Raw genomic sequence first — 26985 nt, 5'->3', positions numbered from 1 at the left:
TGCACGGCGACGAGGCCACCTCCTGACTGAGTTGCATGGGGTTATCCGCGGACCTGGCGATCGCGTTCGGCGAGGTTGGCCAGCATGCGGTTGTATGCGGCCAGTTCACTGTCCTCGCGCCCCTCAGCCTCCGCGCGGTCGGCGGCTCGGTCACGGCGGCGGGCCTCGCGTTCGTCGGCACGGATCCACTGCCGCACCAGCGCGCCCATGACGATGATCGTGGGTAGCTCACCGAAGGACCAGGCTATTCCCCCGGCGGTGCGCTGGTCCGCCAAGGGGGTGGGACCCCAGGGCCGGGCCAATGCTGTCCACCAGTCGGCGGCCAGCAGGGTGGTGGACTGCATGAGCGCGACGCCGAGGAACGCGTGCAGCACCATGCTGATCAGCACCAGCACCAGTTTCAGTGGGTGCGGGACGCGGCGTGGGGCCGGGTCGATGCCGATGACCACCCAGAAGAACAGGTACCCGACGAGAAGGAAGTGTCCGACCATGGCCAGGTGCGCGGCGTGCGAGCGGACCGCCAGCTCGTACAGGCCGGTGAAGTACAGCACGTACAGGCTGACGACGTAGAGGGTCAGCGCCACCACCGGGTGGGTTACCGCCCGGGAGATCCGAGAGTGCAGTGCGCCGTTCAGCCACTCTCGGGGGCCCGGCCAGCGCGGGTCCGTCGACGGGGGCAGGGCGCGTAGGGCGAGGGTGAGCGGTCCGGCGAGCACGAGCAGGATCGGCGCGACCATCATCAGCAGCAGGTGCTGGGCCATGTGGATCGAGAACAGCACCGGGCCGTAGCGGGCCAGACCGCTGGAGGTGGCGACGACGATCACCGCGCAGCCGGCCAGCCAGGTCACGGTCCGGGCTACCGGCCAGGTGTCGCCGCGGCGGCGCAGCCGCCACACCCCGGCCACATACAGGCCGGCCGCGACCGCGACGGCGGCGATGATCAGCGGCTCGGGTAGCCACGCTGTGGCCAGCGTGCCGATGCTCAGCGGCGGTGGCATCGGGAAGCCCAGGAGGCTGGTGGTCGGGTCCTCCTCGCCGCCGCCGGTGGGGGCGGGGGTGCGTGACAGGGCGACGGCCGTGCCGACGGCGGCGGCGAACAGCAGCGTCTCCACGCCAGCGACCCGCAGGAACGGTAGCCGCCTCCCGGCATTCAGCGCGGGGATCGCGTGGCGGCGGTGCATGAGACCCGCGACCGCGATGGCGGCCAGCGCGGCGGTCTTGACCAACAGGAGCTGCCCGTAGCGGGTGTCGACAAGGTCGGTCAGGGAGGTGAGGCGCACCGAGGCTGACAGCAGCCCGGAGGCACCGACGGCGACCAGGCAGGCCAGCGCTAGCGGGGAGAACCGGCGGACCGCGACAGCGAGGTCGGCGGTGGCGCCGCGGGCGGTGATGGCGAGGGCGAACAGTCCACCAGCCCACACGGTCACCGACAGGACGTGCAGCAGCAGCCCGGACACCGCCAGCTGGTGGTTGCTCGCCGACGCGGCGTGGCCAGTGAACACCGGCGGAATGACCGCCGCGAGGGCCAGCGGTAGCGCCACCACCGCGCCACCCGGCCGTAGGCTCCTCGCCGCGATGATCATCACGACGAGGGACAGCGAACCGCTGAGCGCCAACGCCTGACCCAGCGGCACGGTGGTCGCGAAGTTGAGCACGGCGCGGACCGACAGGACCTGGGGGGCGGGCAGGCCAAACAGGTCAGCCAGGGTGTAGCAGAGCGCCACCGCGGCGGCGATCGACCACAGGCCGGCGCTGATCGCCGCGGCGCGCAGCCGTCGATAGCCCAGCGCGGACAGGCCCCCGCCGTTCTCCTGCGGGGACAGCAGCGCGACCGCGAGTAGCAGCCCGACCGTGGTGACCGCGCCCACCTGCATGCCGAGACGGGCGGTGGGCAGCAGCCACGCCGTGGCGGGTCCGGGGTCGGGTAGTCCGGGCGCGGTCTGCGGGACCGCGCCGCCACCCCAGCGCAGCAGCGCCGCGCCGACACCGGCGGCGACCAGCACTCCCCCAACCGGTAGGAGGATCGGCCGGCGCAGGACAGCTGCGCGGTTCATCGCCGCCCTGCCCTCAGCCGCTTGACCAGCAGGCCCAGCCCGAGCGCGAGCGCGGCCAGCAGTACCACAACGACCCCAATACCCAGGCCGTCGCCGTCATCGTCGCTGACAGCACCAGCGGCGGGCGACGGTACGGCCGCTGACGGGGCGGAGTCCGGAGTCGGGGTGGGGGCCTGCGAGCCGGAGGAGGCGGCGACCGGCGGGGTGGTGACAGACGATGCAGTGACGGTAAACGTGTACGAGCCTTGTACCGGATGCCCGTCGACGGAGACCACCCGGTACGCCACCGTGTACGTCCCCGCGGCCAGGCCCGGAGTCAGTGCCTGGGTGGCGCGAACCCCGGACACCGTTGGCTTACCGCTGGACACCGGCTGCTTGTCGACGTTGGTGACCACGATCGTGGTGAACTGCGGGTCGAGGCGTTCGGCGAAGGTCAGGTCTACGCGTTCGGGCGCCGACGCGACCTGGGCGTCTCGCGTCGGGTTGGATTCCCGCAACGCGTTGTGCGCCCACGCCGGCGCGGCGGGCGCCAGCAGGACTGCGAGCGTGGCACACAGCGCCGCCGCGAAGCGGCCGAGAGCTCCGAAAGGTTCTGGGCGGTTCAACGGGACTCCCTGGATTGCCGACAGTACGTCAGGTAGTCGTTGCCACCTGCCGGATAGTTCCTCATGAAATGTCACCATTCGCTGCCGTCGCAGACGCCGTCGGCATCGGCCGGCTCGGCCTGCAGCGTGGCGTGCGCGATGGAGAATCGGTCGCGCAGCAGCTGGCGGGAGGCGGTCAGCACCTCGGCAAGGCCAGCGCCGCGCTCGAGGATCAGATGCGCTGAGGCGACATCCATCCCGGAGGTCAACGTCCATACGTGCAGGTCGTGCACGTCGGCGACCCCGTCGACCGCGCGCAGCGCGTCCCGCACGGCGGCGACGTCCAGGTGCGGCGGCGCGGCCTGAACGAGCACGCGCACGGCGGCGCGGCCCAGCTGGTAGGTCCGCGGAAGGATGAACAGGCCCACCGCCACGGCGATGATCGGGTCGGCATACCACCAATCGGTGAGCGCGATCACCCCAGCGGCGACGATCACCCCGACTGAGGTGAACAGGTCTCCGAGGACTTCCAGGTAGGCGCCTCGAACGTTGAGGCTCTCCTGTGACCCGGAACGCAGCAGGAGGAACGCCACGATGTTGGCAATCAGGCCGGCGACGGCCACCGCCAGCATCGGCCCGGCGAGGACATGCGGCGGCTCGGCGAAGCGCCGGACCGCCTCGATGAGCACGTAGATGGCGACCCCGAACAGCAGCACCGCGTTAGCCAGGGCGGCCAACACCTCGGTCCGGTACAACCCGAAGGTGCGTTGCCCCTCGCGGGAGGCCCGGCTCGCCGCGGTGATCGCTGCCAGGGCCATGCCGATGCCCAGCACGTCGGTGAACATGTGCCCGGCGTCGGACAGCAGCGCCAGGGAACCGGTCAGCCACGCCGCGACCGCCTCGACCAGCATGAAAGCCAGCAGCAGGGCGAACGCGGCCCAGAGCCGCCCCTTGTGCTTCTCGCCCGCGCGCATCGCCTGCTGGCCGTGGTCGTGTCCAGCGCCCATTGCCTTCCCTCTCCCCTGGTCCCCGTCCGCGCGCCAACATATGCGGACATTGCAATAGATGCAAGCGGCCTCCGCTTTGGCCGCTCTGCTTCCCCGAACTGCTCGGTGGTCCGCGCGAACCGGCACTGCTCCGGCCAGGCCCCGCGGCGCCTGGCTAGATCAGCTGAGCGCTGGTGGCAGTTCGGCAGACGGGGCGGGGTTGGCACCGGCAGCCTGGACGCGGCTGGCTGCGTGGAGTTGGCGCAGGCGGCGCACCGCTTTCACCGCCTCGTCGCCGTCGATGAACTGCACCGCGAACAGCGGAAGTGGTTCGCCGTTGGTCAGCTCCAGCGACGCCCACAGTGCCGTACGGTCGAAGCGCACCCGGTCCACCAGGGCCCACGCGACGGTGTGGTCACCGATCAGATTGCGCACCCGCACGTGGTCGGCGTCCGCCTCTACCTGCAACCGCCAGGGCACCAGGGCCAGCGCGGCGAAGAACACCCCGATGCCGGCCACCGCCCACCTGTCGGCCGGGAACAGGGCCCCGCCGTTGGAGGTCGTGCCGCTAAGCGTCACTCCCGCGAACCCGTTGATCGCAAGGATCACGGCGGCAGCGGCGAGGCTGATCCACCTGAGCCGGCGTGGACGCAGCACCACCACCTCTCCCGGTTGTGCCTCTACCCGGCGCTGGTGTGCGCGCGGCGTCACGTCTCGCATGTGTCCTCCGAAGTCCTTGCGTTCACAGCGGTGGTGCGGGTGTCGCCACGCCTTCGCGCCGCCCGTGGCCTGCGGGTCCACCCAGCGCCTGGCCGCACCGCCCGCACCGAGGGTTGCGGCGGCGGTGTCACGAGCCGCGGCGGCGCGGGGTCGTCTCTGTCGTACAGGCGAAGCTGCCGCCGTAGTCCCGCTTGCCGCCGGGACGCCAACGGCCCGTCGCCGTGCCACCCGCCCCAAGCCAGGAGCAGGGTGATGGCGTAGCCGGCGAGCAGGAACGCGTGGCTTGCCAGGCGCGGCGCCGCCGCCGCCGAGGTGAGCAGGTCGTTGACCGACAGCAGGCCGAGCATGGCGACGAAGACCGTCAGCAGGGGCACCAGGTCCACCGCCGCGGACCGCCGCACCGCTCCGACGACGAACCCGGCACCGACAGCGATATTCCAGGCCGCAAACTCGTGCCACAGATGCTGCCCGCCGGGCAGGTGCCCGTCGGCGGCGCCGCGCCCGATCTGCGCGAGCCCGAGCACCACCTGCACCGCCCCGAGCGTCCCCAGCGCGACGCGCAGCACCGCCACCACTCGTCCTCGCGCCGGGCCGTCCTCGCCACGCCGTGATGGCGCGGACACCAGGACTCCATTGGTTAACTCCGGAGGTGCCGGCACCAGTCGGGTCCGGGCCAGCCGGGTGATCTCGCCCGCGCGGCCGTGAAAACGCCGGCAGTTTGGGCACACGTCGAGGTGCCTGCGCACGGCGGCCTCCTGCGCGCGTGTTGCCTCGCCGTCGAGCTGGGCCGACAGGATCTCGCGCCACTGATCACACCGCATGAACGGGTGGTCGCCTCCCGGCCCGAGCTGGTTCCGCGGCTCCTGCACATCGATTTGGTGTGCGCTGCCGGTTGCGTCAACCTGAACGACGCTCCGATTCGTGTCGGGCACACCGGCGGCGTCTTGGCGTCGGCGCGGGTCGGCGATCCTGGTGTGCTCGGCAGGGTCGCCGCCGTCGCGTCGGCGACCTGTCCGCCACGACCGGCCCGTCGCCGGTGTCGGGGTTAGTGGCCGTCGAAGCCGGGATAGTCCGACAGGCGCCGGCGCGGGTCGGCGTTGAGCCACCGCAGCCTGTGCATGTACGCGGCGGCGTCCGGGTCGTCCCCGTCCTGGACGGCGACCTCGACGGTGGGTATCAGCAGCGGTACCGGGCCCGCGTCGGTGTCGCTTCGGCGAAACGACCAGGACTGCCCGACGTGCACCGTGGGCGCCGTGGTGGGCGGCCCCGCTGAGCGGGCGACGCGGCTCAGGCGCTCTCGCACCACCCGGGTCCAGAAGAACACCCCGAATGCGGCGAACAATGGCCACTGCAACGCGTACCCGAGACTGCGCCCGTCGCCTCGTAGCGCGTGCTCCCACTGCCACCAGCCCAGACGCAGGCACACCGCAGCGATCACACCGATGACCAGGTGCCCGAGCAGCCACCGCGGTCTGAGCCAAGCCGACATGTCGCCACAATAGCCGCCCAAACCGGCCGGCCGGCGACTCGCCCCGACCGGTGATGACATACCGTGGCCAGGTGAAGGTATTCCCCGTTGCCCTGGACTCAGGCGAGACCGTCAGCCTGCGCCTGGACGCCACGACAGTGTTCATCACCCCCAGCGCGTCACGGTGGCGGCGTCTGCTGCGCTTTTCTGCCGGGTCGGTGTTGGTCGGGCTGGGCCTTGCGGCGGTCGGGAACGGCGTCACCCACGGCGTCAATGAACGCGTGGGCCTCGGGCTGCTGGGCGTCGCCGTCGCTCTCGTCGTCGCCGGGGCTGTGGGCGCCGCGGCCGCAGGAGTTGTCATCTGGCGCGCCGAGCGACTCCCGACGGACAGCCTGCGCGCCGACGAGGTGAGCTTCGCCCGCAGTGACGCCATTGACGGTCGGGTCACCGTGACCGTCGATCGCGCCGACGGCACGACCCGCCGCTTCAGCGCGACCGGCACGGCCGGCCCCCGTACGGCGCAGCTGTTCGCACGGATGCTCGCCGTGGCGGCCTCGAGCGACAAGACTCCCACCCCGACCCCGTAGCGCCTCACATCCCCCGGCGCCGCCACCGTGGCCGGCCTTCCCCAGCACCGAAGGGGCGCTGCGCCTCGCACGTTCGGCAGGGTGGGTCGCGGCTCTTGCCCGGCTGACCAGCCGCCCGGCGCAGCGCGTTCCATGGTCGGCATCCGTCACGCTCCCGCGTAGGAGTGCAGTCCGGAGATGACCAGGTTCACGGCGAAGAGGTTGAAGACCATCGTCGCCCAGCCGGCCACCGCGATCCACGCTCCGGTTGTGGGCCGCACGCTAGCCGTGGCCTGGGCGTGCAGATAGCCCGCGTACACCACCCAAGAGATAAACGCCCACGTCTCTTTCGGGTCCCACCCCCAGTAGCGGCCCCACGAGGCTTCCGCCCACACCGCGCCGGCCATCACCGCGAAGGTCCACACCAGGAACCCGATCGCGTGCAACCGGAACGACATCCGCCGCAGCGGCGCCAGGGCCGGCAGCCGCATGGCCAGGGTGTCGCGCAGATCCGTCGGTCGCCTAGCGCCCCGGGCGTCGTAGCGTGCCCGCAGCAACAGCGCCACCGCGGCGAGAAACCCGAGCAGAAACAGCCCGGAGGCGATCGCGGCGGCGCTGACATGCACGGCCAGCCACACCGATTGCAGCGCCGGCACCAGCGGGCCCGCCGGGGTGTAGACGCGCATGCCCGCTACGCCCAGCAGGACCACCGCGCCCACCGCCACGTACAGGCCCAGCGGCCGAACCTCCCGACGGCGGAAGGCCAGGACCAGCCAGGCGGTCGTACCGACCAGGGTGAGCGCAACGATGAACTCGTACATGTTGCCCCACGGCACCCGCCCCGCAGCTACCGCGCGGGTGATCAGGCAGCCAGTCTGCGCGAGCGCGGCCACCACCATGGCCACCACCGCACCCAACCCGGCCCGGCGATGGCTCGCCGAGCGCGTCAGGGCTGGCGCCTTGGGAGCTGACAGCGTGGAGGAGGCGCCGACAAGGACGGGGGTTGGCCGGCGCGACTGGCCCGCCCCACGCAGGGCATGCGCGGCGGCGAACGCGATCACCGCGGCCAGGTACGCCACAACGGAGACAACGAACAATTGGTTCGACAGAGCAGCCATGAGCCTTCCAGACGAATCCGGGGGAGATGTCCGCCGCACTGCCTGCGGCGCGGCTTTCGCGCGCCGCAGGCAGTGCTCGGCGGTAGGGGTCAGAGAACGTCGAGGCGGGCGGGATAACCGGCAGCCGCCAGAGCCGCCGCCAGCACCGATGCCGTGACGGCAGCCGGGTCGGCGTCGACAACAGCCCGGCCGGCAACAACGGACACATGAGCCCGATGCACACCCGGCAGCGCTTCCAGAATTCGCCGCACCGCGCTTTCCGCACGGTCACAACACAGCCCGCGGACACTGAGCATGTAGGTAACGGTCTCGTTCATGAGGTCCTCTGGCACGACGTGAGAAGCCGTACCGCCGCCGCCGGCCGAGAGCGCGCATGCCGCGCCGGCCGCGGGCACCGGCAGAACGGCACCGACGGGACATCGACGACGCCAACCGCCGCTGTCAGTCGCACCACCCGCACGAGGGTGTGTCAGCTCGCGGCGCCGCCGGTTGGAAACCTCAAGGGCGAATCACGTTCGCAGGACGCACAGCAGCGTCAAGGCAAAGCCACCCACGAACCGTCCCCGAAGCCGCCCGGTCTGCTTCCGGCCTGTGGCACCTCGATCGATCCGGCGCCACAGGGCGCCCAACACGATTACGCCGACAGCGACCAACATGATCAGGCATGCGCTGACGGCGATGTCCGTGCCGTCCATCGGCCCGTGGTGCCCGTGCACCAAAACAGAAGCAGGCACAGCTGCAGCGTCGACGAGGGCCACGGCCGTGTCGTCAGCATGGGCGATCGCCTGCGTCGCGGCGGCCGCCGGATAAGCCGCCACGGAGCGAGGTCCGTCCGACCCGCTGGCGCACTGCAGGGCGTGCAGCACGACTAACAACGCGACCATGACCACCACCGCCACGATGCGGGACCGCGCCCGCGTCGCCTCAGTTGGCCCGGCCCACCTCATGACCGCAGACTACGTCACCCCATTGCCGGCCAGAACAGCGGAGCAGGGCGCCATATGGTCAAGATCCCTAAGCCCTGATCCCAGGGCGCCGAAACACGAACGAATCACGTCGCAGCCGGCTTGAGGATCTCCACCCCATGAGGACCGACCCGGCGATCCTCGCCATGGGGCGAGGTATGCCGTGGTTGTCAAGGGATACCAGGCGATGGATAGGATCCCCGGTGATGGCAGGGGTGCGGACAGCGGACTCGGGACGGGCGGCGCCCCAGCAGCCGCGCTGTCTACTTCTACTGGCCATTGCTGTTCTCGCCCTGATGGTGGTCCACCCCAGCACGGGGCCAAACGGCAAACCGGACCACGCGGAGGTTCCTGCTACCGCCGTGGCCTTCACACCCCCGCATCCTGCTGGCGGCTGCCCGCAGCGCGGCGATGGCCATGACCTGCAGGCCTGCCAACCGGCCACGACCGCGCCGGCCACGATGAGCGTCGGCCCACAGGAGACGCTCGTCGCGGTGCCGGCCGCACCCTCAGGAGTCGCCCGCGCCGTACCCACGGTCGTGGTGGCAACGCATCTGCGGCCTCGTCTCGCCGCTTTGTCCATCTGCCGGACGTAAACACCGGTTTCCCAGAACTCTGTCCGCGCGCGCCGATCGGCCGTGCCGACCCGGGCAGGCCGTTCGACGGCTGCCCGGTCCCTTCTGCCTGGAGACTGCCGTGCTCGTTGATCGTCCTGCCCTACCCACCCACACCCGCGCACCATCGCCCCGGCCAGTTGAGACCCAAAGTGATGGCTACCGGCGTCCGTCGCCTCTTCACGACCGGGACATTGCCGCGCTCGTTACCCGTCGCAGGATGAGACGGTGGGGCGCTGCCAAACGGTCTGCCCGCTTGAGCGTCATCATCGCTGTCATCGCTGCGCTGGCCGTGGCGTCTGCCGCAGGCGCGGCGCCATCAACCCCCAGCCCGTCTGGGCACCAGCAGAGTTCCCCTCTGCTGCGTGACGTCCTCGAATCCACCGCCCGGGGATTCGCCAGCGCGAAGAACGCACTGGACAAATCGCGCAAACGCCAGTTGGTGCTCGCCCTCGAAATCGCCCAGATTCAGGGCCGACTCGACACGCTGACACCCCAGGTCAGCCACATCGCCGTCCAGTCATACCGGCAGGGGCGGCTCGGGCCAGTCGCGGCGCTACTCACCACCGCCTCCCCGGACTCCTTCGTCGCTCGCGCGACGATGTTGGAGGACATCAACCGCGTGAACGCCAGAAAGATCACGGCCCTGACCGACGCACGCAAGAAGGTCGCGGCGGCGAAGGCTTCCATCGATGCGGAGGTGCGACAGCAGCAACGACAAGCCGCGACGATGGCCAAGCAGAAGCAGGCTACCGAGAAGCAGCTCGCTCTCCTGCGCGGCCCTGGGCTGGCCGACGGGCTCGTCGCCGCGACCTCCCCGGTCGCCAAACCCGCCCCCGGCTTCGACGGCGGCAGCTGGCCCGCCGAGGCGTGCAACAAGCCCGACCCCACGACCTCCGGCTGCGTCACCAGTCGCACTTTGCACGCATACACAGAGGTCAAGCGAGCCGGGTTCACCCGATTCGTCGGCTGTCACCGCTCTGGCGGACCCTACGAGCACCCCAAGGGCCGAGCCTGCGACTGGTCGCTGCAGAGCCGTGGGTTCAGCCCGGCCCAGACACGGGACCAGAAGATGTACGGCAACAATCTCACCGCCTTCCTGGTGCGCAACGCGGAACGCCTCGGCATTTACTACGTCATTTGGTACCGGCAGATCTGGTTCCCGGCCACGGGCTGGAAGTCCTACAGCGGCCCGTCCGACCACACCGACCACGTCCACATGTCCATGCTGTGACGCGGCCCTATCACGGCCTTGAAGTGGCGTCCTTCAATGACTTGGGACACGGGGGCCGGCTCGCCTCAGGCGGTCCGGCTCCCGTGTCCTGTCGGGCAGGACCGGGTCAGTCGCCAGTGACGGACGGGGCCGGAGCCGGCGATCCCCCGGCCACGGCACCCGGGTGCGGTACGGGGGCCGAGGCTGGGCGGAGCCCGGCCGGTACGGGCAGTGCGCTGCCCTTGACGAACTCGTCCCAGCTGACGTTCCAGGCGGTCCAGCCGTTGCCCGGCTGCAACCGCACCTCGATGCCCTTGAACGTGACCAGGTCTCCGACCTGAGTGACATTCATCAGCCAGTCGGCGGCGGCGGCGGCGACATTGGTGCAGCCGTGCGAGACGTTCGTCTGACCCGGATCCCCCTCGGACCAGGGTGCCCCGTGAATGAACTCGCCACCGTTGGTCCGAGGCGTTTCTCCTCGCCGACGGGGCGATCATGCGCGATCCTTAATCCTCGGCTGAGCCAGACGGTCGGCTGCGCCAGCCGGCAGATCCGGGTAGGCAGGCTTCCCGTCGCCGGGGTGGGACTTAAACCGCCGCTGGCTCAGGCCATCGTGATGGACCACGCCGAGGCGCATGCCTGCGCCGTGCCGGCAGCCCATCAGACGTCTCGCTCGTGCTCAATAGCACCCCCTGCGACGATCCGATGAGACCTCTGGTCTGCGAAAAGATCCTCGCCACGACCTGCCGTAAGGAACACGCCTGACGGTGTTCCTCACTGACGGCGACCGCACATGGCTCCATAAGCTGTAGGTCGGAACAGGAGAAGGGATCCGGCGGTGAGCATCGACATCACCTGGGGACGCGGCGACGGCGCCACGTCGGTCAGCACCGTCGCCGACCTCGACGCCACACTGGACACGATCAGCCACGCCCACGCCGAGCAGATGCCCTACTGCGTCACCCTCATCGCCCCAGGTGCAGGCGAGTTTCCCGTGATGCTCGACATCTGCGTCGGGCACCCTGAACGGTCGATCGTCTATCACATCGCTGCCGACGGCAGCAGCGGTTGGGGATACCAGCCAGACCTCGAACCCGGGGCCCGGTTCAGCTTCGACTACGCCGGCACGCCCACCGACGCGTGGCCCGAACGCACCCGAGTTACCGACGCGACCGCGCGGCAAGCGGCACGACAGTTCCTCACCAGCGGCGGGCAACGACCCGATGCGCTGGCCTGGGAAACTGACGAATAGCTTCGAGCGTGGACGGCTCCCGAGGCAAGTGCCGCAGCCGAGGTAGGGCGTCGGCCCGCAGGGGCCTCGCCGCGTGCGGTGGCCCTGAAGCCGCCCCCGAGCACAGCGCGCGCCTACCGTTTCTTGCTCGGTTGTAGGGGACTGGAGCTGGCGGCGCTCAAGGGTGTCGCCGGCCCACGCCCAGGTGTATACGACGACGGACGCCCATGTGCACGGCACCGCGACCCACCACGAGCCGGTCCGGCAAATCGCTGGAGGGTTTTCTGGAGGCCGGCATCCGGGCCGGCGAGGAGCAGCGCGCCGCCGATGCCGGCCGGTCCGCCGAGTACCGCGGCCGGGCCCACCGGGCGCCCGCCAGATGCGACCCGTGGCCGCGCGCCCGCAGGTGAGGGGGAACAGTCGGGGGCATTCGGGTCGAAGCCGATGGCGAGCGAGCGCTCACCGCCGGCTCCGGTACTCGCCGGCCTTACCCTGATTGGATGACCGGCTCCCCGAAGCACCCCATGGCCGACTTCATTGCCTCGTTCGGTGCGGCACGTCACCTGCTACAGCAAGCCCACGAGAACGGAAGTCTCATTGAGGGCATCGTCCTGTATGTCTCGCTGATCGACGGGTTCCTGCGTACGGCGATCATCCTCGACAAGCAACTTGCGGGTCAGAGCGACGACCTCGACAAGTACGTGCAGCAGGTGCCGGGGGGAGCCCGTTTCACCGAGAAGGCAATCTACGACGAGGCTTTGCGGCGAGGGCTGATCGACGCCAAGTTGAAGGCGGAGGTTGTGGAGCTGTACGAGCACCGAAACGCGATCGTGCACCGATTCTTCCTCACCGGCCTGCGGTACACGGACCTGGAGCCCTATCTGGGCCGGTACGAGCTCGTGTATGCCCAGGTTTACGGAGTAGTCCGAGAGCTGGAAGACCGGCAGATCCGCGAGGGTAAGGGCATGACGGTTCGAGGCGACGACGATGACACCGAGGAGGTTGCCTCGTCGCTCGCCGACGTCGCGCGGAAGCTCGGGTTTCCGATTGGCCTTTCGTAGGAATCAGGAATCGAGAGCAATGGATTAAGACAGCGTAGCGACCGATCCCGCTGTCGAGCAACCGGGACGAGGCGTCGGGCTGGCATCGTCCAGCATCGGGTTCCCGCGCTGTGTCGAGTAGACGGATGACGACACGGAGGAGTCCGGCTAGCCGTTCACGCTGGGCTCCGGGCCGACGGCCGCTTAAAACTGGATCCGGCAGTGACGTTCCTTGTTGACGACAACCGCCGGTGGGAAGAGCGCCGTATGCCCTCGAAGACGATCTGGATCGCCAGTCGCGGATCACTTAGAACTGGGGCCCATCCAGCCACGATGGCGCGGCCGGGGCATCGCCGGCATCTCGTGAGAGGCGTGGGCGTACGGTGCCGGACGCAAGCTCAGCGACTAGTGGGTGCTTTTCACCACAAAGAGCGCTAAGTGCTCTCGCTACCTCATAGATGTCCGCCTTAACGTAGGTCGTTGTCGTCCCGGCGGCAGATCTGCCGTCGTGCCCGGCGTAGGCGCGAGCGATGCCATAGCCGAAGTTGCGCTCTACCCAGGTCAGAGTTGTGTGGCGAAGCCAGTGAGTGCTGACTTGTTGCGCAGCAATCCAGGGCAGCGATTTGCCTAGCCGCTGCCAGATGTAGTCGTAACGACGGCGCGTGATCGGTGCCCCATTCCGATACCTCAGCAGCTGGCCGCCAGACCCTCGATCCTTGTTGAGTTGCACAAGCGAACGGGCCAGCGTTGGCGAGATTGGCTGCCACCGCACCGTCTCACCCTTCTCTCGCAGTTGCACGAGACAGCCGTCGAGGTCTAAGTCTGCTCGTTGAAGCGCGAGAGCACCACCTCGCCTACAGGCCGTCTCCTCGTGAAGCCTGAGCAGAATCGAATCAAGCCGGGGATCATTTCCGCTATTTGCCACCATCATGTTTATCGCAGCCAACTGATTGTCAGAAAGTGCTCGGCGAGTGCTTGCAAGGCGACGAGGCTTCGCGACCCGCGCAGCGGGATTCGCCGCTTCCGAAATCAGGCCATCAGCCACCGCGAAGCCGTATAGGCAACGCATCGCTGATATGAAATGTTCCACGGCGGTTCGTCCGCCACGTGAATTCCGCCGCACGACGACGTTTTTTTTGATGAACTCGGCAAGGTGCCTTATCTCCATGGGCGAAGGCTCGTCTATGCGCCGATCACCCCAAACTTCCTCAATTTTACGCCAATAAGTCCCATACACCCGCCGTGTGCCTTCGGCGACAGCGCCGGAAGCCCTTGAAATATGCTCGCCAAAAGTTGGGATTTCTTTCGACGACGAAACGCCTTTGAAGGCTTCTTCGGCACTCACCCCCAGCCGGTCGATCAAAAACCGCACCGCCTCCAACTCCGCGCCGCCTCCCAGGCGTCCACCTGCGTCCTCAGCCATGCTCTGTCACCTTTCTCAGAGATTGCTGGAGCCCGAGCGCACGGTCGATCCTATTCATCGTGAATAGCCGGAGCTCCACGCCTCGCAAGTCCGCTACCACCAGGAGGCGATCTATCGGCCTGACTCCGACGGCGAGTCGGACGCTTGACGGAATATGCAGGTGGCCTTGCCGGGTGACTGTCCACCTGCCTGAACCTGACCTTGTCACGCGAAGCGACCCGGGTTCCACCTCGTATTCGATTGGTTGAAGTGCGCTCCACTGCATAAGGCGAAGCGCCGATCGGTCGGCCAAACGGCCCCGATCGTTGATAGGGGTGATGCAATAGTAGAAGGGCGATTCCTCTATTTCTTCGATCAGGTCGGCTAGGGGGAAGCCTTGATGACGAGATCGAATGGACGGCTCAGCGTCACCCGAGCCGCGTTGGTCGCCAAATTCGCCATCCTTCGAATTGGGCCAATCTTCACTTGACGGAGGCATTCCTCCCACTTTCTCCGCCTCCCTTCGCTCTTCACGGGCCGTGGCACCGTAGGGGGCTCCCACGAAGAGAAGTGCCACATCGCCCCGCCAGCCCATTCGTCGGCTCTGGCTAAGTTCGCTTTGAGAACCAGTTTTGGGGAAGCATCCTCTCCTGGTGAACCGCCGAACACGCGCTAGAGCGTCCTAGGACTGTAGTGATTGTCTGCTGATTTGCTCTCTTCTCCTTCCGCTGGCCGGGTCGGCCTCGGCGAACGCCGGCGCGACCAGCTGGCAAGCGGCAGCATCGCTCCCTACTCTGATGCCGCTCTTCCTTCCGGTTTATTGCCTTCGCGGGAGTTGAAGGCCACAGTCAACGGGATCCTTAGAGAAGCAATTGAACCTTCTCGTTTGACTTCAGATCGACGGCCAAGCCGCGCCACGGTTCGTAGCATGGGCGTGTTCTGTGATTGGATATGCATGACAGCGGCCCTCTTGCCGGACTTCTCTGCGTAGTCCAGCAGGCGCCGCAGCAAGCCCGTCCCAATGCCGCGCCGCTGCCAGTCATCTTGCACAAGGAGACCGACCTCTGCATCAGCCCCTTGAGCGATCAGGTTTGCCACAGCGATGATCGGCTGGCCGTGCTCTGACCGGTCCTCACTCACGAGGAGGGTGAGGCCCTGTGGTGGATCGAGCAGGCGGCGCAGTTTCTCCGGCGTGGGCGATGAGCCTCCCATGTAGCGCTGGTGGCGGCTTCGGTTTGAGCAATTTCGGTGCAGCTGCTCCACTGCCCCCACGTCTGCCGCGGTGGAGGGCCGTACAGTCAGGACCTCACCATCCGGGAGAACAAAAGGTTCTGGTCTCGCGTCCGGCTGATTAGGCGCCTTCTGTTGATCGGAGGCCCCGCGATCTCCGGGAAGATCGAGAGTGAGGCTGGCTGCCGTGGACCCCGCAAGAGGCGAGTAGTCCACACCACACAGTTCAACCGATAGGTCCCACAGCAGGCGGCCCGCCTGCGCATCGTGCGAGTTTGCGCTGGATTCCTCGATTGCGGCGGGACCTCGCGTCCGCCACCAACGGCTTGGCCCGAGGTATACGCCGGACGGAACGTCGGCAGTGGCAGCGCGCAGTAAGGGCTGCGCGCCGTCTTCTGCCGGCTGAGCGATGATGGCGCCGACTGCCTGTAGGGCCGCCACGCTTGCTCGGTGTTTCGGGCTTCGCGGCCTGGACGACAGGAGCCGTGTTGCTGCCCAGCCCGGCTGGCACGCGATGCTGCGCATCGGGACTCCGGCTGCGGCAATCAGGCTGTGCAGGTGGTAGGCGAACAAAAGGTTCGCGAGCTTGCTCGCCGCGTAGGCGTGGTACATGTTGGGGTTTTCTGGGCAGGCCCATTCTTGCGGGTTCAGACGTGCGACGCGGTGGGCGGTGCTGCTGACGGTGACGATCCTTGCGTCGGCCGCGGCGATCAGCTTGTCCAGCAGGAGCCCGGTCAACGCGAAGTGGCCCAGGTGGTTGACGCCGAAGCAGGATTCGAAGCCGTCGAGGGTTCGCCATCCGGGCTCGCCGATCACCCCCGCGTTGTTGATCAGGATGTCGACGTGTGGGTGGCTGTCGATGATCGCACGGGCTGCGGCTCTGATGGAGCGAAGACTTCCCAGGTCGATGCTGACCTCATCGATGATGGCGTTGGGGAACTCGTTGCGGATGGCTCGGGCCGCGTCTGCCATCCGGCCGGGGTGCCGGCAGGCCAGGACGACGGTTGCTCCTGCTGCGGCGAGTTGACGGGCGGCTTGGTAGCCGATGCCGGCGTTGGCGCCGGTGATCACGGCGATTTTGCCACGCGCGTCGATTGGCGCCTGCCGGATTTCGTTGGGTGCCCGGAGGGCAGCGCGGAACCGGAGTCCCGACGCTGCCTCCCGTTCGCCGCCCAGTCGAGGTTGATCGGTCGGCATTGTCAGCGGCTGGTTCACCAGTCACCGACCGCGGACGCACCGTTGTAGGTGCCGAGGTTGACGCTGATCCAGATGGTGAAACGGGTGCCGTCCTTGACGTTGGTGGCCAAGTTTCTCCACTGCCGCGGCGGTACGTAGGTCCAGCCGTTGGCGCACGTCGCCCGGCCTGAGTAGACGACGCACGCATGGAAGGGTGCACCCCAGCTGCCGCCGTCTCCGGTGTTCTTGACCTGGATGTCGCGGCACTGGCTCGTGCTGCGGTAGGTACCCGTGCGCGGTGCTGATGCGACCTCGACGCCGTCGAAGACCATGAAATTGTCGGCCAAGCCGAAGCTGGCACTGTAGGGCGCACTGCGGCAGCCGGAGGCTGCCTGTGCCGGTGCCGCCGCCACGGCCAGTCCGGTGGCGATGACCACCAGGCCGACGACGGCGGACAGGGCCCTCCGGGTCTTGCTGGTCGCCGGCTGCTGATCAATCTCGGGCGGCGGCTGGATGGATGCTGACATTGCTCCTCCTAGGTTGTTGCGGGACAAACGGCAGCGGCCGTGGAGGGAGCGGCGCGCTCGTGGTTGGGTTCGGCGACGGTTGCCGTCGAGCCCGTGTCGGGGACCTTCAGACCGGTCCCGGCGGCGGGGATGGCCGCGGCGGGATCGGGGCAGAGGGCCAGCCGGAGGGTGGCCGGGCTGTAGTAGCGCTTCCAGGACGGGTCTTGGGGGGTCATGGGGTAGCTGTTCAACCAGGTCCAGTCGCCGACGACGGTGCGGCCGGCGGCCTCTTCGCGGCGGACGAACCGCGCGAAGTGCTCGCTTTCGCGGTGATGGTCGGTGATCGTCACGCCGGCGCGCTCGTAGCTGTAAAGGACCGCTTCGTGGAGCACGAGCAGGGCTTGTCGTGTCGTAGACGGTCGTTCTCGTCGAGCTTGAGGCCGTCGATGACGGCGGGTATCTGGTGGTATCGGTCGGCGTCGGCAAGGTTGCGGGCGGCGATCTCGGAGCCCATGAAGAAGCCGTTGAACGGGGCGGGGTACTGCACGCCGCCGATTGAGAGCAGCATGTTGCTGATGACGGGCACCGCCGGCCACCGCAGTCCGAGGTCGGCGATCCAGCGGTGCTGCGGGTGCTGGATCGGAACTTCGAGGATGTCGGTCTGGTCGACGGGTAGCGCGTGTAGGTGGCCGTCGTCGGTGGCGACGATCCACGGCAGGATGTCGAACGGCTCGCGATCTGGCGGGCCCGGCCAGCCGAGGGTGGTAGCCAGGCGCGTGAGTGTGAGATTGGCAGGATCGCCGAGGATGTGTCCTCGATCGGTCCAGGCGGCATACCGGACGAGCTGCGGGTTGATGATGCGTATGGGCGCGGAGCCGCCTGCCGGGACGGGCGGGAAGATGGTGATGGTTGACCGGATGCGGCCGGCGTTGGTTGCGTGGTGCAGGTGGCTCACGAGTGCACGCTGCACGGCGGTGACGTCGGTGGTGTGGCGGTTGTCGTGTACCTGCAGGCTCTGCCAGCGCAGCCGGCCAATACAGCGGGCGGAATTGCGCCACGCTACCCGGGCGCCGTAGGTCAATTCCCGGGTGGTATGCCGCCATGTGCCGGTGGTGGTGATCTCCGCGCGGACATCACGCCAGCGCCGGGTGAACCCCGCTTGGCCGGTCTCATGGTGCAGCAAGCGGAGGAAGGCATGCGCTTCGTCGAGGACAGAGTTCTGCGTCGTCGACGTAGACGGGTTGGCGACGTCTGCAGTGTTCATCCGTCGACTCCGGCGTCCGGGTCGGCGGGTGGGCGGTGGCGGAACACCGGCTCGCTGCGGGCGTGGTGCAAGTAGGGGGTTCCTTGGGTGTAGCCGGTGCCGCTGCGCTCGGGTCCGAGGACGCGCACGGCGAGGCGGTAGTGGGTCTGCCGCCACTGGGTGATCGCTGCGGTGAACTCGCGCATCGCGGCGGTGAGGAATATGTCGGTGGAGGCCGACTGCTGAGCCGCCGCCAGGGCGTCATCGAGACTGACTTGGCCTTGCATGATCGCCGTGCGGACCTCGGGAACCGACAGGTACGCGGGAGAGTTCAGACGCTTGCCGTCTGGTGTGCGGCACAGCGATTCGAGCATTTTGTAGTGGCGGGACTGAATGGCGCTCGCGCCGTCGGTATACGGGCGAAACGCGTGAAACGCTTCGGGCTGGATCGTGGCCAATAGCGGCCAGAGCGAGGCGCTCTCGCGCAGCAGTGACGCAGCTGCGGACAGTCTGGTCGCGGCGAGCGGCATCCGGCTGGCCTGTACGGCGTTGATGATCTCGGTGAGGTCCGTCGCCAGCAACGCGAAGGTCGTCTCGAAAGCCTGCAAGACGCGAATGAACATCCACTCGTCGTGCATCGTGTGTACCGGCAGCATGCTGACCTGCAGGGCGCGTCGGTCCTCTGCGGTGAGATCCACGTCGACGGCGGCGGTCACGCGTCGCAGCTGAGCGATTTCTGAGGGGCCCGTCGTGTCCTCGACGAAGCTGAGGCGCCGCAGTGCTGGCATCACCGCGCGGAGCGCGTGTCGCAGTCTTTTTGCTGCCACAGCCGGTGTCGGGCGCAGTTGTGGAAGCGGCGCCTGGTCGTCGTGGGCAGCTCGGAGCTCGAAGGCGATGAGGTCTGTCAGCAGGATCGCGTGGAGGCGGTCGCGGTTGGCGAGCTGTTGCGCTGCCGCGCCCGAACCCTGGCTCGCGTCCGGTATCGGCAGGAGAGCCAACCCTAGGTAGGAGCGGTAGTCGAAGGTGCCGTCGATCTTGTCGAGCGCTCCGGAAAGGAACGCGGACAGGTAGGTGGTGCGGGCGCCATTGAGCTGCGGGAGCCGGTCCCGTGCGGCGATCAGCGCTTGTGTCCACTCGTCGGGGATGAAGTGCTTGCCGTAGTGCTGGTAGGCCGTTGCGACCGCGTCGAAGGGGAAACGGTCGGCCGAGGGGCGGCGCTGCGCCAGCCACCGGTGCAGGGGCTGCGCGCTGGTCACCGTGATGCTCCGATCGGCGTCCCGCTGCGGGATTTGACTCGGTACTCGCCGATGGCGTCGCAGAGTGCGTCGATGTCGCCCGCGTTGGTGTAGGCGTGAAGGGCGAGGCGTACGACGCCGCGGCGGGGGGCGACGGCGATACCGTGGTCCCCAAGCCAGACGGCCATCGCCCATGCGCGTGGCTCCCTCAGCGTGAGGTGCGCGCCTCGCTCGTCCTCCCTGGGCGCCAGGTCCACGATCTCGCCTTGCCGTGTGAGCCGGTCGGCGGCGGAGGCCAGGAGCCGTTGAGTGTGTTCACGGACCGCGGTCAGGTCCAGGTCTTCGATCAGCGACAGTCCGGCCACGGCGGCGTACGCCGCGGGTACCGATGGTGTGCCGGTCTCGAGGCGGCGGGCGTGCGCCGGGAAGTCGAGTCGCGTCGCGTCGAAGGCGTGCGGATCGATACGGCCGAGCCAGCCGGTCAGGGCCGGGGCGGATCCGTTGGGGTGGCGTGCGTAGAGGAACGCGATTCCGGGCAGGCCCAGCAGATACTTTCCGGTGCCGGCCATCAGGTAGTCGCAGCGCAGTGCGTCGACGTGCAAGGGCATGACGCCGGCGGCCTGGTAGGCGTCGACGATCACGGCAGCGCCTGCGGCGTGGGCGGCGTCTGCGACGCGTCGGATGTCCAGGCGGGTCGCGTCTTGGTGAGTGACGGCGGGCACGGAGACCAGCGCGGTGTCGGTGGTGATGGCGCGCAGGTAGTCAGTGGAGCTGACCCGGCCGGCGCGGGGGCCGCACCAGCGCACTCGCGCTCCGCGGCTTTCTTGGGCCAGCCATACGTGCGCGACGCCGGGGAATTCGGCTGTGGTGCTCAGCAGGTCGCGTCGGCGCCGCCAGCGCAGGCTGGAGACGGCTTGGTGGGCGGCGACGCTGACGTTGGGCAGGATCGCGACCTGGTCAACCTCTGCGCCGATGAGGTGGGCGAATCGGCGCCGGGCGTCGGTCACCTGTTCCTCGGCGGCGCTCCAGAAGCCGGGGCGGGACAGGTCGTCTAACATCGCGGCCAGCGCCTGGTCCATCGCGGTGCTGCGCGGGCCGATGCTGCAGGCGGCCAGGTGCACCGTCTGCTCCAGGCTCGGAAATCGGCGGCGGATGCCCGCCGGGATCGGGACGGCTGTGGCGCTCATTGCTGGGCCTGCCTGCTCTGGCGACCGCGAGGGCTGGATTCGGTCAGCTCGGTGCGCGCCTCCCAGAGCGTGGGGAAACAGCGATGCGAAATGAGCCGGGTCAGGCTGTCGACTGGGGTGTTGCGGGTGCCGAGCACGCCGTGGCCGATGATGCGGGTGGCGATGGTGTAGTGATGGGTGCGCCAGAGCGCGATTTGCTCGTCGAGAGACACGAGCGCTTCGGCGAGCCGGTAGAGCGGGTCGGATGGCTGTCCGCGGTAGAGGTCGATCGGCGTGAGGTCGAGTGAGGCCAGTAGCCGGCTCACCGCGATGTCGAGCTCGGTGGTGGCCTGGCGCAGCAGTCTCCAGCCGGGCGACTCGAAGCCCGAGCCGTTGCCAAGTTCGCCGCGGAAGGACGCGAACTGCATCGGGTGCAGGTGCCGCAGGATGTCGAGTTGGTGGGTGACCAGCCGCAGGCTCTGCGCCGCCCGCTGGATGAGAAGTTCGGCCGCGCCGGGGTGGTCGTCGGCGATGTGGTCGAGCGCGCGCGCCAACTCGTCGTAGATCAGCTTGAACCACAGTTCCGAGGACTGGTGGACGACCTGGAACAGCAGCTCGTCGGGGTGCGCCCCATCGGTGGTGCTGCGTTGCAGGGAGAGCAGTACGTCGGTACGCATGTAGCGGGCGTAGTCGGTCGCTGCGGTGCCGGGCAGCACTGCGGGCAGGGGTGTCGTGGACAAGGGTGGTCCTCCGCATGGATCGGATCGGTTACGCCGCGGCCCGGCGGGAATGCCGTATGGGTTAGGCGTGAGGTAGGGGTCAGGCGCGCAGCGCGGACAGCGCGGACGCGGCCACGCGGGACGTCGGCTCTACCAGGGCGGCGTCCGGGGTTGCGGTAAGGCGCAGCGGAGCGGCCGTCAGCGTGAGGTAGAGGTTGGCGTCGTAGGTGACGATGTGGCTTCCGGCCGCGTCGGTGTACGCGTAGGCGCCAGCGCCCAGGGACGCAAGGTCCCGAACGGACTCGGCCTCGTCATGAACGCGGCGCAGTCCCTCGTACATGACCCGCCCGGCCTCCGGCGCCCCGATGGTGGCCGCCACGGTCACGACGACGCCTCGGGGCAGTTGACCGAGCGTCGCGGTGCACGTCAGGTTGGTGGTGGCACCGACCGGACGGCTCTGGTGCTGTTGCTGTCCCACCGGGCCGAACAGTTCGCTTAGCGGCCGGAAATCCAGCGCCGGGCAAAGCGCGCCAACGCTTCGGTAGGTCGCTGGTGGGCCCGTGGATGTCCCAGCAGTGCCGAATCCCGCGGTGGAGGACGGCGCCACCGGCGCGGTCACGGACGTGTCGTCGGCCCCCGAGCAGCCGGTCAGCGCCAATGCTGCAAGACCGAGGAGCACGACAAGAGCCGAAGCAGCTCTGCGAGCAGGCAGGCTCACGCGGTGCCCTGCGTCATCAGCCGAGGGCATCAGCGCGAGAGCTGCCTGCCGTTCTCGGCTGCCCCTCACGCCAGAGATGGATTGATTTGCTCGACCGTTCATTCGCGGCAGCACCTATCTGGGGGCGCAGCGCATCAGCCCACCCCAATATGGCGGCGAGCTTGAACCCATGTCCCTTCCCCCGTTGTTGAGGACTGGGTTGTTTCGGCTTCGAATCCACCACAGCACCTTTGTGTGTGTCTACCAATGCGACTACACCTGGCCGGATGCCAAACAACCACATAGGCCAGCCGCAGCCATGTTGAGCTGCGCAAACAGTGGCTATAAAGGCAGGTCGCGGAGATGGTGAAGCTGGTGCGTCGGTGGTGGAAACGCTAGCGTCCAATCCGCCATTGGAGGCGGCGGAAGTTTGCACCACCGCCGGCCAGGACCGTGCAACACGGGGAGGTATTAGATCGTGAATCAACCTGAATCGCAGGTGCGGCAACGCCTAGCGGCATTGGCGGCTTCGGCATTCGTCCTTGCGACAATCGGCGCGTTGTCCGCGTCACCAGCGAGGGCGGAGGTGAGCCCTTCGAGTTCGGCGACCGCTACGGCCAGTCCTGACAGGCCAAAGCCACAACGGTCCACCGTCGAGACGGAGCCCCCAACGTCGAGGCCGACCGCCCCCAGTGCTCCCGACCCGACCGATCCTCCGCCGGAGCCCGACCCCACCACTGCCCCGCCCGATCCCACCACCACGCCGCCGGAGCCCGATCCGAGCACTCCCCCGCCCGACTCCCCACCCGCGCCGGAACCAACCCGGGCAAGTCCTCGGCCGTCGAGCAGTGCGCCAAGCGGGGGGCGGAATCCGCAGCAGCCAGGCGGGGGCGCTACGGACGGGGGCGACCAGCCGAGCAGCGACGGCGGCGGTACCGCCGAATCATCGGCACCGTCGCTCCCGGTGACCGGCGGGAATATCGCTCCTATCGCCGCCACTGGGGGCGCGGCCCTCATCGCCGGCGTCGCGCTGCTACTGGCCGGCCGTCGGAAGCCACGATGAGCACAAGCTGGCCCAGCTGACGCAGGCGGAAGGAGCAGCCAGTGACGACGCAGCACCCGGACCGGGCGGTCTGGCCATCCTCGATCGAGGATGTCCCCACCACCGCGCCCGGCCGGGCGCCTGCGGTCGAACCCGTTCGCCGCACCGCTACCTCACCTAACAACGGCATCAGCACCGGCACGCAACCCGCTGGCTCGGACCCGGCAGGGTCCTTGGCGGCCGGTGACCGAAGCGGCCGACGGAGGCGATGGGCGCGCGGACCTGCGGCGCTCGCTCTGGCGTCCCTGCTCACGGGTGCGTCCATCGGATTCGGCCTGCACTACGCGGTCGTGCCACCGCCGCGTCAGACGCCGACAGCCTTGGCGCCCACCGCATCTGCTGGCGCAGCATTCGCGCAGCGCCAGGCAGCGGTCAACCGGGCTAGCCTGCCGGCGCCCCACGTCGCGGACTTCGCCGATCCTTGGCTCGGCACGGTCGGAGGGTGTTCCATCGATGCGATCAGCGAAGCGCAGCGCAGCAACGGTGAGACGACTCGAACCCGCTGTACCGCAGGCATCGTCACCAGTTACTGGATCACGTACCGCACCCTCGCCGACCGGGAGGCCGCAGAGGCCCGATACCGCAGGCAGGCGGCCAATGCGGCCACCCTGGCGCCGGGTGCGGCGGCTCCGACGCAGCAGCTCACCGCGGCCGGTCGCACCGTGCAGTACATCGAGTACGCCTACCGAATCCCCACCGGCGACCGGGCGGGACAGGTCGTGGTCGCCATCTGGTGGAGCGACCCCACGAAGCCCATCGCAGGAGTCTTCACCTGCTACTGGGCTGAGCTGGCCTCCTCGTGGCTGCCACTACGCGACCTGTGGGAACAGGCCGCCCCGACGCCCGTTCAGCGGTAGCCGGCCAGTGCTGGCAGCCGCCCGGCGGCGATCTCCTCGACGGCGTGATGCACAGCCGCCGCCGGTACGACGACCTCGCGGGCCGCCCACGGCACGGGAAGTGTCGCCTGCCCGCACTGCCCACACCACGATCCCGCCTGCCAGACCTGCCATGCACGGCCAGCCAGTGTGCTCCTGCGGCGGCTACTCGACCGAGCCAGTGCGAGAACCGCCGCAGGAGCACCCACCAAACCGACGAGACCCATCATCAGGGCGCATGCCGCGCGGTCATCTGCCGACGCCACGACAACGCCGTAGGCCAGCAGACACAGCAACCCGCCGCAGATCCACGCCAACACCATGGGCCGGCGGGGTGACCGCGGCTGGACCGGCGGCCGCAGAAGCTCCGCCAGCCCTGTGGTCGACGTCGTCACGCTACGGCCCCGCACCACCAAAACTCGCGGTGCCAGAATGGTGGTGCGGGTGTGGGCCGTCCTGATCCCTGCGGCGTAGACCGAGGCCAAATGGCGCCGGCCCCCGGTGGCGTCACAACACGGGCTAGCGGCACGAGCTGACATATCCCGAGTATGAACGCCTGCACCGACAAAGTGATGACCAGCGCCACAGCGTCCCATCACCCCGCCCTGGTCCCGCAGCGAATGCGGCGGTCCCCTTCCTGGCAATCAGGCAGACGGCTGCCAGAGTCCGACCCCACGCCCCCATCATCGGCGGCTTTGCGCACGCACGTAGTACAGGTCAGCTCCATGCCCGAAAGGCCGGCGTTCGGGGAGCCGAGTCAACCCCGACTCCAGCAAACGAGAAGCCACTGAAGGGCGAGGTGCTGACTATGGCCGAAGCCACCGACATCTGGCCTAGCTCATTGCAGCGACGAGCGATGGAAGTGCGCCAAGCCTGAAACGCCCGCTGGTAGCGGCTCCCGTCACTACGTCATCGACCGGACAGCTTCGGTCCAATGAAGGCAACTCGACCAGTACCGATACCTGGCTGGTCAGCACCGGCACTTCCAGCGATCAGACGTCAGCGCGTAGCGACGGCTCCGTGCATCGGCGACCGAGTCGGTGCAGTGGCGTAGGGGTCGGGCCCGCTCAACTCTGGACGCCAATCGCTGAGTGGCACCAGTCCGGGTGCCATGATGGTGAGGTCACCAAACAGAGCGCCGAGCTGCGCGTCCGTTCGTAGTGTGATTTCGGTGGCCGCCTGCGCTTTGAAAACACCCTTTGCCGTGGAGACGGTCGCCTGGTCATAGGCGTCGGTTACGTCTGCGGCGCTCAGGTGCGAAATGACCATCGCGCTTCCGTTGACAAGCTGGTCTCGGATGGGTGCGATAACGGCATCTATCCGATTGTCGGGCACTTGCTGAAGCACCGCACAGTAGAGCACAGCGACTGGCCTGTTCAGGTCAATCACCGTCGCAAGGTCACTGTCGCTGAGGGTTTCCAGTAGAAGCTCAGGCTGGGTGAAGTCGCCTTCCAGCGCGCGGTGCGGGCCGCCCATCAGGATTTCGTTGGATGCGACAACCGCGACGGGGTCAATGTCGATATAGAGCACTCGGCTGTCCGGAGCGATTGCTTGCGCGACCTCGTGAACGTTACCTTGAGTAGGAATGCCCGAGCCTAAGTCCAGGAATTGCCGGATGCCGGCCTCGGCCAGCACATGTACGGCTCGGCGCAGGAACAGGCGATTCGACCAGGCAATATCCCGAGCCTCCGGGACGGCCTGCAGGAGTTGATGCGCCGCCGCCCGATCAGCGGGAAAGTTCCTCTTACCACCCAGGAGGTAGTCGTAGATACGGGCGACCGTGGCGCGACCGAAGTCCACGCCGCTGGCAGGAGTCCGCTGGTCAGTCAAGATTTCTCCTACTTCCGATGCGCGGGCACTACCGCTGCGCTATTGGAATCCCTTGCCATCAGCTCGACGAGCGCGTCCGATACCAAGGCCAGCCGCTGCGCATCGGCCTCGACATCCGGATGTAAGACACGCGATTCCTGCGGCTCCAGACCGGGCTCCTCCTGCAGTTCCGGCCCGGCTTTTGCCGGTGAATTGAGTCTTTGCATGGCGGCTAGAATTGCCGCTGCCTCGCCAGCCGCCGCAGCCCGGTCGAAGCTGTAACCTGCGCCTGCCGCGCTTCGCTGCGCCTCAGCAATGACTCCTGGGTCCAGCGGGCCGAGCGCTTGTAGGCCGTCGGCGATCTCTACGCATCGCCGATACAACTGTTGTCCAGCGCTCAGCAGTACACCTCTAGCCCGCTCAGGTTTACGAGGAGGGTCAAGCGCGATAGTAGGCGTCGCCTGGAAGAGGGCGTACCACAGTGGATGTAGTCGCCGGTACAGGCGACGTCGTCGCGGCAGCGCTCGCACCGCATCAGCGAATTTCCATGCGGACGAGAGCACGAGACTGATACACACTAGCGGCAGCGCCAACGTGATTAGCGCCTGCGACACGATCGGTTCAGACCACGGAGGATCGACGCCTCGTAGCTTCAAGGCAATGAAGAGACCTTTGTGCACTACGTATCCGGCACCGAAGGCGGCGCCAATCGCGAGGAGCCTCATGCCGACACGCAGCCGTCGCTCGGCGAACTTCGCATAGCGGATCGACATTCGCAGAATATCGCCAATTGCTACAGCTAGGCAAATCAAATAACCCAGCATATAGATGCCGATTTCCGGCAATTCCGCATACCTCTCCGCGAAGTGCAGAGGCTCGGACACAGTGACGTCGGCCGCCGCGAACATGGCCACCATCAGGCAAAGTACGGCGGTAAGCAGCACCAACCGGACCCGCAGCCGCCTCGGGGCCTTTTCCGGGTCACCGAGATACAGAAACAACACCTGCACCGCAGCAGCCACTACCAGAACGGAGCCGTTCTCCAGGATCTTCGTGACGTTCGGTATACCGGTAGCTTGATCGACTGCGGTATACACCGGCGCCCAGCCAACGAGTACGGCCACTGCGCAGCCAAGGCAGATTGCGACGCTCGCCTGAATTTTGGGATCCTCAGGGTCTCGCCTCAGCGCTCCGAGCTTGATCAGAAACGCCGCCATGGCGAGCACCGCAGTGACTATATGACCGATCGCCACCAGCATGTTGGCC

25 protein-coding genes and 1 pseudogene are annotated in these 26985 nt (G+C 67.9%); 5 read left to right on the top strand and 21 right to left on the bottom strand.

What is annotated here, in order from left to right:
• Nucleotides 1-41: 41 nt before the first annotated feature.
• The 6 genes from O3438_RS33435 to O3438_RS33410 all read right to left on the bottom strand — a co-directional run bounded on the left by O3438_RS33435 (nucleotide 42) and on the right by O3438_RS33410 (nucleotide 5833).
• Nucleotides 42-2054 (bottom strand): cytochrome c oxidase assembly protein, encoded by a 2013-nt coding sequence (locus tag O3438_RS33435; protein WP_269683450.1) that lies wholly within the window; start codon nucleotides 2052-2054, stop codon nucleotides 42-44.
• The gene (locus O3438_RS33430; protein ID WP_269683449.1) at nucleotides 2051-2659 is read right to left on the bottom strand and encodes a copper resistance CopC family protein; all 609 of its coding nucleotides are present in this window, start codon (nucleotides 2657-2659) and stop codon (nucleotides 2051-2053) included. The genes O3438_RS33435 and O3438_RS33430 overlap by 4 nt, the downstream gene beginning before the upstream one ends.
• A 71-nt stretch (nucleotides 2660-2730) precedes the next feature.
• A complete protein-coding gene (locus O3438_RS33425; RefSeq protein WP_269683448.1) occupies nucleotides 2731-3645 on the bottom strand; it encodes a cation diffusion facilitator family transporter in 915 nt (304 codons plus the stop codon).
• Between the two features lie 159 nt (nucleotides 3646-3804).
• Nucleotides 3805-4344 (bottom strand): PH domain-containing protein, encoded by a 540-nt coding sequence (locus O3438_RS33420; protein WP_269683447.1) that lies wholly within the window; start codon nucleotides 4342-4344, stop codon nucleotides 3805-3807.
• Entirely contained in the window at nucleotides 4332-5276 is a 945-nt protein-coding gene (locus tag O3438_RS33415; protein WP_269683446.1) for a zf-HC2 domain-containing protein, read from the bottom strand. The genes O3438_RS33420 and O3438_RS33415 overlap by 13 nt, the downstream gene beginning before the upstream one ends.
• 113 nt (nucleotides 5277-5389) lie before the next feature.
• Nucleotides 5390-5833, bottom strand: coding sequence for a hypothetical protein (locus tag O3438_RS33410; RefSeq protein ID WP_269683445.1), 444 nt, complete (start codon nucleotides 5831-5833; stop codon nucleotides 5390-5392).
• Nucleotides 5834-5904: 71 nt separating this feature from the next.
• On the opposite strand from O3438_RS33410, the gene O3438_RS33405 reads away from it, so the two are divergent.
• Nucleotides 5905-6399 (top strand): hypothetical protein, encoded by a 495-nt coding sequence (locus tag O3438_RS33405; RefSeq protein ID WP_269683444.1) that lies wholly within the window; start codon nucleotides 5905-5907, stop codon nucleotides 6397-6399.
• A gap of 146 nt (nucleotides 6400-6545) precedes the next feature.
• Here the strand turns inward: O3438_RS33405 and ccsB are convergent, their stop codons facing one another.
• The 3 genes from ccsB to O3438_RS33390 form a co-directional block, all read right to left on the bottom strand.
• The gene (gene ccsB, locus O3438_RS33400) at nucleotides 6546-7496 is read right to left on the bottom strand and encodes a c-type cytochrome biogenesis protein CcsB (RefSeq protein WP_269683443.1); all 951 of its coding nucleotides are present in this window, start codon (nucleotides 7494-7496) and stop codon (nucleotides 6546-6548) included.
• Between the two features lie 89 nt (nucleotides 7497-7585).
• Nucleotides 7586-7813 carry a heavy-metal-associated domain-containing protein gene (locus O3438_RS33395; RefSeq protein WP_269683442.1) on the bottom strand — a complete coding sequence of 76 codons (228 nt, stop codon included), beginning with the start codon at nucleotides 7811-7813 and terminating at the stop codon, nucleotides 7586-7588.
• Between the two features lie 192 nt (nucleotides 7814-8005).
• The gene (locus tag O3438_RS33390) at nucleotides 8006-8395 is read right to left on the bottom strand and encodes a hypothetical protein (RefSeq protein WP_269683441.1); all 390 of its coding nucleotides are present in this window, start codon (nucleotides 8393-8395) and stop codon (nucleotides 8006-8008) included.
• Nucleotides 8396-9295: 900 nt separating this feature from the next.
• Here O3438_RS33390 and O3438_RS33385 point away from each other — a divergent pair.
• A complete protein-coding gene (locus tag O3438_RS33385) occupies nucleotides 9296-10309 on the top strand; it encodes a coiled-coil domain-containing protein (RefSeq protein WP_442929689.1) in 1014 nt (337 codons plus the stop codon).
• 106 nt (nucleotides 10310-10415) lie between these two features.
• Here the strand turns inward: O3438_RS33385 and O3438_RS33380 are convergent.
• Nucleotides 10416-10751 (bottom strand): annotated as a pseudogene (locus O3438_RS33380) (L,D-transpeptidase); the annotation flags it as partial.
• A 375-nt stretch (nucleotides 10752-11126) separates the two neighbouring features.
• On the opposite strand from O3438_RS33380, the gene O3438_RS33375 reads away from it, so the two are divergent.
• Nucleotides 11127-11540 (top strand): Imm1 family immunity protein, encoded by a 414-nt coding sequence (locus O3438_RS33375; protein ID WP_269683439.1) that lies wholly within the window; start codon nucleotides 11127-11129, stop codon nucleotides 11538-11540.
• A 479-nt stretch (nucleotides 11541-12019) separates the two neighbouring features.
• Nucleotides 12020-12580 (top strand): hypothetical protein, encoded by a 561-nt coding sequence (locus O3438_RS33370; RefSeq protein ID WP_269683438.1) that lies wholly within the window; start codon nucleotides 12020-12022, stop codon nucleotides 12578-12580.
• A 286-nt stretch (nucleotides 12581-12866) separates the two neighbouring features.
• Here O3438_RS33370 and O3438_RS33365 read toward each other — a convergent pair whose 3' ends face one another.
• From O3438_RS33365 to O3438_RS33325, 9 genes are all read right to left on the bottom strand, one after another.
• Complete coding sequence (locus tag O3438_RS33365) at nucleotides 12867-13982, bottom strand: tyrosine-type recombinase/integrase (RefSeq protein WP_269683437.1); 1116 nt, start codon at nucleotides 13980-13982, stop codon at nucleotides 12867-12869.
• Between the two features lie 768 nt (nucleotides 13983-14750).
• Nucleotides 14751-16406, bottom strand: a complete 1656-nt coding sequence (locus O3438_RS33360; protein WP_269683436.1) for an oxidoreductase — start codon at nucleotides 16404-16406, stop codon at nucleotides 14751-14753.
• Nucleotides 16403-16894 carry a hypothetical protein gene (locus tag O3438_RS33355; protein WP_269683435.1) on the bottom strand — a complete coding sequence of 164 codons (492 nt, stop codon included), beginning with the start codon at nucleotides 16892-16894 and terminating at the stop codon, nucleotides 16403-16405. The genes O3438_RS33360 and O3438_RS33355 overlap by 4 nt, the downstream gene beginning before the upstream one ends.
• Nucleotides 16895-16902: 8 nt before the next feature.
• Nucleotides 16903-17223 (bottom strand): nitric oxide synthase oxygenase, encoded by a 321-nt coding sequence (locus O3438_RS33350; protein WP_269683434.1) that lies wholly within the window; start codon nucleotides 17221-17223, stop codon nucleotides 16903-16905.
• A complete protein-coding gene (locus tag O3438_RS33345; protein WP_269683433.1) occupies nucleotides 17220-18137 on the bottom strand; it encodes a nitric oxide synthase oxygenase in 918 nt (305 codons plus the stop codon). Before O3438_RS33345 ends, O3438_RS33350 begins: the two co-directional genes overlap by 4 nt.
• Nucleotides 18134-19372, bottom strand: coding sequence for a tryptophan 2,3-dioxygenase family protein (locus O3438_RS33340; protein WP_269683432.1), 1239 nt, complete (start codon nucleotides 19370-19372; stop codon nucleotides 18134-18136). The genes O3438_RS33345 and O3438_RS33340 overlap by 4 nt, the downstream gene beginning before the upstream one ends.
• Nucleotides 19369-20472 carry an aminotransferase class V-fold PLP-dependent enzyme gene (locus O3438_RS33335; protein WP_442929688.1) on the bottom strand — a complete coding sequence of 368 codons (1104 nt, stop codon included), beginning with the start codon at nucleotides 20470-20472 and terminating at the stop codon, nucleotides 19369-19371. Before O3438_RS33335 ends, O3438_RS33340 begins: the two co-directional genes overlap by 4 nt.
• Nucleotides 20473-20534: 62 nt before the next feature.
• The gene (locus tag O3438_RS33330) at nucleotides 20535-21257 is read right to left on the bottom strand and encodes a tryptophan 2,3-dioxygenase family protein (RefSeq protein WP_269683431.1); all 723 of its coding nucleotides are present in this window, start codon (nucleotides 21255-21257) and stop codon (nucleotides 20535-20537) included.
• Between the two features lie 79 nt (nucleotides 21258-21336).
• Entirely contained in the window at nucleotides 21337-21714 is a 378-nt protein-coding gene (locus O3438_RS33325; RefSeq protein WP_269683430.1) for a hypothetical protein, read from the bottom strand.
• A gap of 1641 nt (nucleotides 21715-23355) precedes the next feature.
• Here O3438_RS33325 and O3438_RS33320 point away from each other — a divergent pair.
• Complete coding sequence (locus O3438_RS33320) at nucleotides 23356-23892, top strand: hypothetical protein (RefSeq protein WP_269683429.1); 537 nt, start codon at nucleotides 23356-23358, stop codon at nucleotides 23890-23892.
• A gap of 1017 nt (nucleotides 23893-24909) precedes the next feature.
• Here the strand turns inward: O3438_RS33320 and O3438_RS33315 are convergent.
• Complete coding sequence (locus O3438_RS33315; RefSeq protein ID WP_269683428.1) at nucleotides 24910-25740, bottom strand: SAM-dependent methyltransferase; 831 nt, start codon at nucleotides 25738-25740, stop codon at nucleotides 24910-24912.
• A gap of 8 nt (nucleotides 25741-25748) precedes the next feature.
• Nucleotides 25749-26978 (bottom strand): MAB_1171c family putative transporter, encoded by a 1230-nt coding sequence (locus tag O3438_RS33310; RefSeq protein ID WP_269683427.1) that lies wholly within the window; start codon nucleotides 26976-26978, stop codon nucleotides 25749-25751.
• Between the last annotated feature and the right edge of the window lie 7 nt (nucleotides 26979-26985).

This window comes from Micromonospora sp. WMMC250 (assembly GCF_027460215.1).
GTDB classification, from domain to species: Bacteria; Actinomycetota; Actinomycetes; order Mycobacteriales; family Micromonosporaceae; genus Micromonospora; species Micromonospora taraxaci.
The sequence above is the reverse complement of the archived record's forward strand: the minus strand, read 5'-3'. Positions and strand labels throughout refer to the sequence as shown.